1 protein-coding gene and 1 pseudogene are annotated in these 2,182 nt (G+C 71.7%); both read right to left on the bottom strand.

The genetic code is table 11. The features are described 5' to 3' along the window. Positions 1-73: 73 nt before the first annotated feature. Positions 74-1,015, bottom strand: coding sequence for a cellulose-binding protein (locus ACYVE9_RS23960; protein WP_461029974.1), 942 nt, complete (start codon positions 1,013-1,015; stop codon positions 74-76). A 124-nt stretch (positions 1,016-1,139) separates the two neighbouring features. After that, positions 1,140-2,182: pseudogene (locus ACYVE9_RS23955) on the bottom strand (hypothetical protein); the annotation flags it as partial.

The following is a 2,182-nucleotide window of genomic DNA, read 5'->3' as shown; positions in this document are numbered from 1 at the left end:
CGCCGCCGTGGCGGCGCCGGGCAGCGGCGCTCGGGTCGGCCGGTTCGCAGGTGCGAGCCGGGCCCCCGGGTGACTAGCGGGACTGCTGGGCCGGAACGCCCTTCGACAGGCCCTCGTCGGAGTCGGCCGGCTGGCCGGCCGCGGCGACGGCCGCACCGGTGAGCGTGGCCAGCATCTCGCGGACGTTGGTGAGCTGGGCGTTGATGCTGTCGCGGCGGTTGGTGAGCGCCGCCAGCTCCCGCTCGGACTCGCTGCGGACGCGGTCGGCCTTGGCGTTGGCGTCGGCGACGATGTCCTCGGCCTGGCGCTGCGCGGTCTCCACCGTCTGGCGGGCGCGGCGCTCGGCGTCGGTGCGCAGCTTCTCGGCCTCCAGGCGCAGCTGCTCCGCCCGGTGCTCGATCTCGGCGAGACGCTTCTCCGCCTTGGCCTGGCGGGAGGCCAGGTCACGCTCGGACTGCTCCCGGCGCTTGGCCAGGTTGGTCTCGAAGTCGGCGGCGGCCTGGGCGGCCTTGGCGCGGGTGTCCTCGAAGAGGGCGTCGGCCTCCTCGCGCTTGGACTGGGCGTCCTTGTCGGCGTCGGAACGCAGCTGGGAGGCTTCGCTCTTGGCCTTCTCGACGATCCGGACGCCCTCGTCCTCGGCCTTCGCACGGCGGTCGTTGGCGAACGCCTCGGCGTCGTCACGGACCTGCTGGGCGGCGCCCTCGGCGAGCTCGCGGTGCTGCTCGGCGGCGTGGCGGGCCTCTTCCCGCAGGTCCTTCGCCTCCTCCTCGGCGAGGCGGAGGATCTTCTCGACCCGCGCGCCCAGCCCGGCGTAGGACGGCTCGGCGTCGCTGACCTGAGCCTGGGCGTTCTGCGTTTCGAGGTGCAGCTCCTCGATGCGCTTTTCCAGAGAGGTGATGCGGGCCAGTGCACTGTCACGGTCGGCGACGAGCTTCGTGATGCGGTCGTCCACCTGGCCGCGGTCGTAACCACGGCGCACGAGCTCGAAGCCGAATGGAGAGGAAGTGTCGCTCATGGGGTTCCTGTCGAATGAGACCGGTGAGGTGATAGAGGGAATCCTAGGGGCCAGGACGGCGTGTCAACGAGGGGATGCCGGTTTGATATGGAGAATGTCCGTCGCGATGCGCTCGTTCGAGTGACTAACTGTCTGCAGACTTGCCACTCGACCGGGTGGTGCCGGCGCCGGCACCTGCTTTGACGCCCCCGTTGGCGCCGCCGGCCGCGCCCTTGCCGCCACCGGCCCCCGGAGCCTCGAAGGACTCCAACGCCTCAAGAACGTCCTGGACACGGGAGATCTCGGTGTTGATGTCCGCCCGACGCCGCACCAGCACGTCGAGTTCCCGCTTGCCTTCCTCGACCATGGTCTTGGCTTCCTGCTCAGCCTCGGTACGCAGCTGGGTGGCCTCCTTGATAATGGCCGCCTTCTTCTGCTCGGCTTCCTTCAGCAGGTTCTCGGCCTTGCGCACCGCGGCGATCCGCACCTTGCCCGCCTCCGCGCTGGCCTCCGAAACCATGTCGGCTGCCTTCTTCTGAGCCTTCGTCAACTGCTCCTCGGCGGCCGCCACCAACTTGTCGCACCGCTCACCCGCGGACTTCATCGCCTCGGCGGACTCCCGGCGGGCCCGCTCGTGCAGCTCCTCCACCTCACCGTCGACCCGCGTACGCAGCTCCTCGGTCCGCTCGCGTATCGCGGCCGCGTCCCGACGTGCCTCCTCCAGCATGGTGTTGGAGTCCCGCCGCGCCTTCTCGACCAGGTCGCTGCTCTCCCCGCGCGCCTCGGACAGCAGACGCTCCGACTCCCGGCGGGCCGCACCCACCATGGTGTCGGCCTGCTCCTCGGCCGCGGTACCCGTGCGCAGGGCCTCCTCCTGCGCCTTGGCCACCAGTTGGTCCGCCTGCTCGGCGGCGTCCGCCAGCTTGCGTGACGCGTCCTTGCGGGCCTCGTCCCGTACCCGGTCGGCCTCCGCCCTCGCCCGCTCGGCCGAGTCCTCCGCGGAGGAGCGCACCCGCTCCGCCTCCGCGATGGCCTCCGACACCGTGCGCTCGGCGAGCGACTTCGCGGCGTCCGTCTCCTCCTCGGCGTCCCGGCGCAGCGTCGCCACCGCGTGCTCCGCGGCGCGGCGCAGGACGGCGATCTCCTCGTCGGCCTGCTCGCGCAGCCCGGCGACCGACTCCCGCACCT

The organism is Streptomyces sparsus, assembly GCF_054776295.1.
This window is presented reverse-complemented; position numbering and strand designations above follow the sequence as displayed.